At 69.8% G+C, this 7,957-nt stretch carries 8 protein-coding genes; all 8 read left to right on the forward strand.

Annotated elements, in window-relative coordinates; genetic code table 11:
- A partial coding sequence (gene eccCb, locus B1964_RS05925) for a type VII secretion protein EccCb (protein WP_253193898.1) occupies nt 1-1,909 on the forward strand: 1,909 nt, incomplete at its 5' end.
- On the forward strand, nt 1,906-3,240 hold the full coding sequence (locus B1964_RS05930; protein WP_253193899.1) for a type VII secretion-associated protein: 1,335 nt from the start codon (nt 1,906-1,908) through the stop codon (nt 3,238-3,240). The genes eccCb and B1964_RS05930, both read left to right, overlap by 4 nt.
- Before the next feature lie 221 nt (nt 3,241-3,461).
- Nucleotides 3,462-3,905, forward strand: coding sequence for a 50S ribosomal protein L13 (gene rplM, locus B1964_RS05935; RefSeq protein ID WP_006372232.1), 444 nt, complete (start codon nt 3,462-3,464; stop codon nt 3,903-3,905).
- On the forward strand, nt 3,902-4,498 hold the full coding sequence (gene rpsI / locus B1964_RS05940) for a 30S ribosomal protein S9 (protein WP_079929213.1): 597 nt from the start codon (nt 3,902-3,904) through the stop codon (nt 4,496-4,498). Before rplM ends, rpsI begins: the two co-directional genes overlap by 4 nt.
- A gap of 1 nt (nt 4,499) precedes the next feature.
- The gene (gene glmM, locus B1964_RS05945) at nt 4,500-5,828 is read left to right on the forward strand and encodes a phosphoglucosamine mutase (protein ID WP_006372230.1); all 1,329 of its coding nucleotides are present in this window, start codon (nt 4,500-4,502) and stop codon (nt 5,826-5,828) included.
- 13 nt (nt 5,829-5,841) lie between these two features.
- Nucleotides 5,842-6,537, forward strand: coding sequence for an HAD-IA family hydrolase (locus B1964_RS05950; protein WP_079929214.1), 696 nt, complete (start codon nt 5,842-5,844; stop codon nt 6,535-6,537).
- Nucleotides 6,538-6,705: 168 nt separating this feature from the next.
- A complete protein-coding gene (locus B1964_RS05955; RefSeq protein ID WP_006372228.1) occupies nt 6,706-7,080 on the forward strand; it encodes a hypothetical protein in 375 nt (124 codons plus the stop codon).
- On the forward strand, nt 7,073-7,957 hold an 885-nt coding region (locus B1964_RS05960; RefSeq protein ID WP_079929215.1), incomplete at its 3' end, for a hypothetical protein. The genes B1964_RS05955 and B1964_RS05960, both read left to right, overlap by 8 nt.

The following is a 7,957-nucleotide window of genomic DNA, read 5'->3' on the forward strand; positions in this document are numbered from 1 at the left end:
GCCGCCCGCCTCCTCACCCCCTTCCGTGTCGGCCCCCGCTGCGTCGACCCCACCTGCGTCGACCCCACCTGCGTCCACCGCCACCTCCGACACCCCACCGGAGCCGGCGGGCGTGACCGCCGGAACTGTGAGTGTTCCGTCCCTGCTGCAGACCCTGGTCGGACGGATCGCCGGAGCCGGGCCCAGCGCCCACGAGGTCTGGCTGCCACCGCTCGACGAGTCGCCGACCGTCGACGGGTTGATCGGCGACCGCGACTTCTCGACACCGTCGGCACCCGGCGATCTGCGGGTACCGGTCGGCGTCATCGACCGGCCCTTCGATCAGCGCCGTGACCAGCACGTCCTGGACCTGTCCGGTGCGGCAGGCAACGTCGCGGTCGTCGGCGGCCCCCAGACCGGCAAGTCGACCGCGGTACGCACGCTGATCGTCGCCGCGGCCGCCACCCACACCCCCGAACAGGTGCAGTTCTACTGTCTGGACTTCGGTGGGGGTTCCCTCGCCGGTATCGCGGGCCTGCCCCACGTGGGTTCGGTCGCGACCCGCGGCGACATGGACGCGGTGCGTCGCACGGTCGCCGAGGTGACCGCGGTGGTGCGGGCGCGGGAGTTGCGGTTCGCCCGTCTCGGTATCGAGTCGATGTCCGATTACCGTGCGCGGCGCCAGGACTGGATGCGGACCGGCCGCACCGGGCCCGACGATCCGCTCGCCGATGACCCGCACGGCGATGTGTTCCTGGTTCTCGACGGGGTCGGCGTGTTGCGCGGGGAGATGGAGTTCCTGGAAGAACAGATCGGGATCATCGTCTCCCAGGGGCTTTCCTACGGCGTCCACCTGATCGTGACGGCCACCCGCTGGGCCGAGGTCCGCCCGGCGATGCGGGACCTGATCGGCAGTCGACTCGAACTACGCCTCGGTGACGCCATGGATTCCGAGCTCGGACGCAAAGCGGCCTCGCAGGTGCCGCACAACCGGCCCGGTCGTGGACTCAGCCCCGACGGTATGCATCTGCTGGTGGCATTACCGCGCCTCGACGGCGACCCCTCGCCGGCGACATTGCCGATGGGCGGACAACTCGCCCTCGACACGATCTCGCTGGCCTACCCCGACCGGCGAGCACTGCCGGTGCGCAAGCTCGGCACCGAGATCTCCGCGGCACGCGTTGCCGAGCTCGTCGCCGACGCCGAGATCGTCCTCGGTCCCCACCAGGTGGCCATCGGAGTGGGGGAGCTCGAACTCGCCCCGGTCATCCTGGATTTCGGTGTGCAGCCCCATTTCATGGCCTTCGCCGACGTCGAGCACGGCAAGAGCACACTGCTGAAAACGATCGTCTCCGGTTTGGTCGGCGGGGCCACGCCGGATCAGGTGAAGATCGTGTTGATCGACTACCGCCGCACCATGCTCGGCATCATCACCGGTGATCATCTCGCCGGGTACGCAAGTTCGGGGGAGAACGCGACGAAGATGATGCACCAGCTCGCCGCGTACTTCACCAAACGCCTGCCACCCGACGACCTGACCGTCGATGCGCTCAAGGTACGCAGCTGGTGGTCGGGACCGGACGTGTACATCGTCGTCGACGACTACGACATGGTCGCCACCTCGTCGGGGAATCCGTTGTTGCCCTTGATCGATCTGGCATCCCACGCCCGCGACATCGGTATGCACATCGTGTTGGCGCGTCGCTCCGGCGGACTCGGGCGGGCGCTGTTCGACCCGGTGATCGGGCGACTCAAGGATCTCTCGTCGGACATGCTGCTGATGAGCGGTGACCGCGACGAGGGATACATCACCGGACGAACCCGCATGCAGCGGTTGGTGCCCGGCCGCGGTGAACTCGTGTCCCGCACCCGCACGCAGGAGATGATCCAGGTCGCCACCTCCGACCCGACCGGTCCGGACACCCCATGACGGGAATGCTGGCCACCGACCGGGGCATCCCGGGCGCCGCGACGACGACCTCGGCGAGACCGCTCGTGATCGATCTCGCCTACGGGCACACCACGATCGGTGCCGTCGGCGGCCCGGACGTCACCGACCTCCTCGAGGCCATCGATGCGGACGTCATCGTCGCAGGCGGGGTCCGGATCGGCGTCGAACAACGCTGGCGTGAGGTGTTCGCGCAGATGATCGGCGGGTACCGCGGGCCCCTGCTCATCGGCCATCCCAGCACCTGGGGTGCCATTCGTAGAGGGGTGCTCACCCGGGCCGCGGGCTCGCTGCGCCCGGACATCACGCTGGTACCCCGGGCGATCCTCGTCGCCCGCAGCCATGCCGATGCGACGGTCAGCAGGTGCGCCGTCGTCGAGACCACCCACCGGCCCACGCACCACTGCGCACCGGTGCCGCCGCGCTGGGGCGTGCAGCGTCTGCGTCGCGGGGCCGCCGGCTGGGAGATCGAGGATTCCGCGGTGCTCCGCCCGGCCGGCTCGACGGCCGGCGACGCCGCGGCGGTCGAAGAGGCGATCGACGACGGCGTCGAGGCGGTCTACGTCGACGGTGACGATCCGGCGGAGGTGGGCCGGGCCGTCGACCTGATCCTCGACCACGCTGTGGCCGGCCGGGTCGTGTCGGTCGATCGCCGACTGATCGCCCGCTGGGGTTCTCGCGTCGCCCACCTCGAGCCGCTGGATTTCGGCGACCTCGAGGCGCGGGTGGCCGCATCGTCGGGGCGCCGGCGTGTGGAGCTGACGCGATGGCAGGTGCTCGGCGCGATATTGGCGGTCGCCATGCTTGTTGTCGGTGTCGTCGCCGCGGTGGCGTTGACCCGACACGACCGGCCACCTGCGCCCGCCGACCACCGCGTCACCCAGGGGCGGACGAGTCTGCTGATCCCGACCGACTGGCAGCAGGCCGAGCAGAGTGCGCCGAGTGGTGCGACGTCCTCGTCGGTGCAGTCGCGCATCGTGTTCGTCGCCCCCGAGGACGGTAGCCGCATCCTGCTGGTCCAGAGCACCGTGCGGGCGGGCTCGACGCCGTCGTCGGTGGCGCTGAGCCTGCGCAATCGGATCGCCCAGCGTGGCGACGACGTGGTCAGTGAGTTCTCCGCGTCGACCCGCTTCGCCGGGCGGGATGTGATCAGCTACCGCGAGGCCCCGGCATCGGGTGCGCCGATCCGCTGGTACGTGCTCGTCGAGCACGATCTACAGGTGAGTGTCGGATGCCAGGCCGGCACCGGCGGTGACTCCGTCGACGAACCATGCGCGCAGGCGGTGGCCTCGGCGCGCATCGCCCCGGCCTGACCTGCGGGTGCCGACGGGTACCCCGCCGGCGCGGGTGAGGCGTGTTTTGACCCTGACCTGGGCTCTCGCGTAGCCTGGATCGCTGGTGCGTGGCACCTTCTCGTCGTGCTCATCGAGCGCGGTGCGAGGAGGTAGTCGAGGCCCGGGTCCCCACTGGTCGCCGGAACATCCTCTGCCGTCGTGCCCGACCAGCATCCATGACAAGAGTTGAAGGACCAACTGTGCCTACCTACACCCCGAAGGCCGGTGACATCACCCACGCGTGGCATGTCATCGACGCCACCGACGTGGTGCTCGGCCGGCTGGCCGTGCAGAGCGCGAACCTGCTCCGCGGCAAGCACAAGCCGACCTACGCCCCGCATGTCGACGGTGGCGATTTCGTCATCATCATCAACGCCGAGAAGGTCGCGCTGACCAGCAACAAGGCCGAGCGCAAGCTGAACTACCGGCACTCCGGGCATCCCGGTGGCCTCAAGGTCCAGACGACTGCCGAGTTGCTCGAGAGCCACCCCGAGCGCGTGGTCGAGAAGGCCATCACCGGCATGCTGCCGCACACCAAGCTCGGCCGCGCCATGGCGTCCAAGCTGAAGGTCTACGCCGGCCCGAATCACCCCCACGCGGCCCAGCGCCCCGTCCCCTTCGAGATCAAGCAGGTGGCCCAGTGAGCAACGAGAACATTTCCGACGAGGCCGTCGAGGCCGCCGTGGAGACCGCTGCCGAGGTCCAGGCTGCCGCCGGTGACGACACCGCAGCTGCCGAGAGCGCCGTCGAAGCCGCCGTCGAGGCCGTCGAGTCGGTCGAGCAGGCTGCCGACGACTACGACGCCGATGCCGTCGCCGAGCCCGCCTTCGATCGTGGCCCGGTCGTCATCGACCGCCCGATCCAGACCGTCGGTCGCCGCAAGGAGGCCGTGGTCCGTGTTCGCCTGGTGCCCGGCTCCGGTCAGTTCCACCTCAACGGCCGCACCATCGAGGAGTACTTCCCGAACAAGGTGCACCAGCAGCTGATCAAGGCCCCGCTGGTCACCGTCGAGCGCACCGAGTCGTTCGACATCTACGCCAAGCTCGTCGGTGGCGGCCCCTCGGGCCAGGCCGGCGCGCTGCGTCTGGCGATCGCCCGTGCCCTCATCGAGGTCACCCCGGAGGATCGCCCGGCCCTGAAGAAGGCCGGCTTCCTCACGCGCGACCCGCGTGCGGTCGAGCGCAAGAAGTACGGCCTGAAGAAGGCCCGCAAGGCGTCGCAGTACTCCAAGCGCTGACTTGGCACGCCTTTTCGGAACCGACGGCGTCCGAGGCCTGGCCAACGCCGAGCTCACCACCGAGCTCGCGTTGCGCCTGGCCTCGGCCGCCGCGTTCGTTCTCGGTACCGGCCCCCGACCCCGCGCGGTCGTCGGCCGGGATCCGCGCGCCTCGGGCGAAATGCTGGAGGCCGCGGTCTGCGCCGGGCTGGCCGCCTCGGGTGTCGACGCGATCCGCGTCGGCGTCCTGCCCACCCCGGCCATCGCCTTTCTCACCGCCGACTACGGCGCAGCGTTCGGCGTGATGATCTCGGCGTCGCACAATGCGATGCCCGACAACGGGATCAAGTTCTTCGGCGCCGGTGGCCACAAACTCGACGACGAGATCGAGGACCGTATCGCCGCGGCGATGGACACCGAGTTGCCCCGTCCCACCGGTGCCGGCGTCGGCCGACTGTCCGACGCGCCCGATGCGTCGCAGCGTTATGCCCGGCATCTGGCCGAGGCGATCGATGTGCGACTCGACTCGCTGACCGTGGTGGTCGACTGCGCCAACGGCGCAGCGTCACTCATCGCCCCGCAGGTCTACGCCGCCGCGGGGGCCACGGTCATCCCCATTCACGCCGACCCCGACGGCATCAACATCAACGAGGACTGCGGCTCGACCCACATGGGGAAGTTGCAGGCCGCGGTACTCGAACACGGCGCCGACCTCGGGTTGGCCCACGACGGTGACGCCGATCGGTGTCTCGCGGTCGATTCCACCGGCCAGATCGTCGACGGCGACCACATCATGGCGATTCTCGCAGCCGCGCTGCACCGCCACGGACGCCTGCACGAGGGCGTGCTCGTCGCCACGGTGATGAGCAACCTCGGCCTGCACATCGCGATGCGGGAAGCGGGAATCACGTTGCGCACCACCGCTGTCGGCGACCGCTACGTCCTCGAGGAACTCCGCCGCGGTGGCTTCTCGCTCGGCGGCGAACAATCCGGGCACATCGTCGTCCCGGCCTCGGGCACCACCGGCGACGGCATCCTCACCGGTCTGCTGCTGATGGCGGAGATGGTCGAGAGCTCCTCGCGACTGGCCGATCTCGCGGCCGTCATGACGGTGTTGCCGCAGGAACTGATCAACGTGCGCGTCACCGACAAGCATGCGGTCGCCACCGCGGCGGCCGTCACCGAGGCGGTCTCGGCCGCAGCGGCCGAGCTCGGTGACGGAGGTCGAATCCTGTTGCGCCCGTCCGGAACCGAGCAGTTGGTTCGCGTGATGGTGGAGGCACCGACCCCGGATCTGGCACACACGATCGCCGCGCGCGTCGCCGACGTCGTCGAGACCGCCGGCGCGTGACGCACACACGGTCATGAGCGGTGTCCCAAAGGCTGTCCTGTTCGATTTCTCGGGCACGCTCTTCCGCTTCGAGGCACGTGACGAGTGGTTCGCCGACCTCCACGACCAGCAGGGCCGGCCGCTGCACGTCGACGCGCAGGCCGAGTTGGTGCGCCGGATGACCCAGCCGGTCGGATTGCCCGCCGACATCATCGACGACGACCGGATCGCCTGGGAGCAGCGAGATCTCGATCCCGTCCAACATCGGCGCGCGTATCTGGCGATGCTGCGCACTTCTGGGCTCACCGTGCCCGGCCAGGCGGAATCGCTGTACGAACGGGTACTCGACCCGCACTCGTGGGTACCCTTCCTCGACACCGCGGCGGTCTTGACCGCGCTGTCCGCCCGGCGGATTCCCGTGGGCGTCGTCAGCAACATCGCCTTCGATCTCCGAAAAGTCTTGGCGCTGAACGACCTCGCCGACACCGTCGGCGCGTACGCGCTGTCCTACGAGGTCGGTGCGATCAAACCCAATCCCCGGATCTTCCATGCCGCGCTCGATGCGCTCGGCGTGGCGGGCTATGACTGCCTGATGGTCGGGGACAGCGAGGAGGCCGACGGCGGAGCCCGCCGGATCGGCGCCGCCTTCGAACTCGTGCACGACCTCCCGCCGGAGCAGCGGCCCACCGCGCTCGGCGACGCCGTCCGCGCGCACGGCATCGACCTCTGACGGCGCGACCGGCCCGGAGAAGAAAGCCGCGCACGTCGGCGCCCGATACGTGAGACTTGGGTCAGTTGGGTGAACCTGGCGTGAGGGGAACCACGGGGACGTCGCGTGCGTCCAACCTCACGGTGGACATCTCGAGGCGAGTGATGATGGGCAGGGGAGGGAGTCGGTATGAAGCACGAGGCAGCCTCATCCGAGGAGGCGACCGGGGTGACGTCGAGGGCCGGGGTGTCGGTGGAAACCGACGAGGTGCTCGCCGTCGCCGACTTCTATCGCAAGACCTCGCAGGTACTCGCGGTGGCCGCGGGCGACCTCGACGAGCACCGATTCGGCACCTGGGCCGCCGACGATGACGACCACGCCCGGCTCGCCGGCCGCTTCACCGAGATCAGCCGGGTGCTGACCGGACGATTGCGTGATCAGTCGGAGTCGGCCGCGGCGCTCGCAGAGCTCCTGACGCGCGGACTCGCCGCGATCGATGCCGCCGACGACGAGGCGGCGCGAGGTGTGTCCGCCGCGGTGGCGGGAGCTGATTCGGATGGCTGATCCGTCGGAAACACTTGTCGCGCTACGTGATCGGGCGATCGCGGGCGTCGAGGACCTGATCTCGGTGCTCGGTGCCGGCCGCGTCGTCGGGGTGGCCGTCCCCGCCGACGATGAACTCCGGGCAGTACTGGCGCGGACCGGACGGCTCGACATCCCCGGGCTGGCCGCCGACGCACGCCGGCTGGCCGCCGTGCACCGGGTCGTCGCCGACCAGATGCACCGGCTGCCCGAGCAGCAGGTACGTCTCGACCACGGCTGGTCGTCAGGTGCCGGAGCCGTTGCCGTCGGCCTGGTGATCGAACACCAACGCCGCGCCGAGGCCGATCTGGCGGTGGTCCGCTCCGTGGCGGAGGCGACGAGCGCCGCAGCGGCGGGAATCGATCAGATCCTGCGTACCTGGTATCGCACGGTGGCCCGGCTGTCATCGCCGCTGGTCGCAGGCGTGCCATTGCCCGAGCTACCCGCGGCGGTGCTGACCGGTCGTGTCCCGCCCGCTGTGGTCGCCGCCGACATCACCTCCCGGATCGCGCTGCTGACCACGACCGCACACGCCACTCAAAGCGGTGTGCAGGCAATTCTGTCGATCCTTACCCGATCCGCCGACGAGTGGGATCTGACTCAACGCACCGAGGCACCGGCGCGGGTGCGCGTGCCGGATGGTGACGGCGGTTCACCGGACGAGCGAGGCGATGTCCCCGTCGAGGGCAAGGTACCGACGCCCGACGCCGCGCGACCCGTGGCCGCCGGACAACCCGCGCACGTCACGGTGACCGACGGATCGCCCGCCGTCGAACCGAAGTCGAATCCGGCCCCGGACGGCCCCGACGTACCGTTCACGCTCACCGCAGAGGAGGCGGGTACGGGTCAGAACGGCTCC

It is taken from the genome of Gordonia sp. i37, from assembly GCF_002043085.1.
Classification (GTDB): domain Bacteria; phylum Actinomycetota; class Actinomycetes; order Mycobacteriales; family Mycobacteriaceae; genus Gordonia; species Gordonia polyisoprenivorans.

What these genes read in the sequence shown, in the direction of transcription:
- B1964_RS05930 (WP_253193899.1), top strand. Translation starts at nt 1,906, where the DNA reads ATGACGGGAATGCTGGCCACCGACCGGGGCATCCCGGGCGCCGCGACG.
- B1964_RS05950 (WP_079929214.1), top strand. Translation starts at nt 5,842, where the DNA reads ATGAGCGGTGTCCCAAAGGCTGTCCTGTTCGATTTCTCGGGCACGCTC.
- B1964_RS05955 (WP_006372228.1), top strand. Translation starts at nt 6,706, where the DNA reads ATGAAGCACGAGGCAGCCTCATCCGAGGAGGCGACCGGGGTGACGTCG.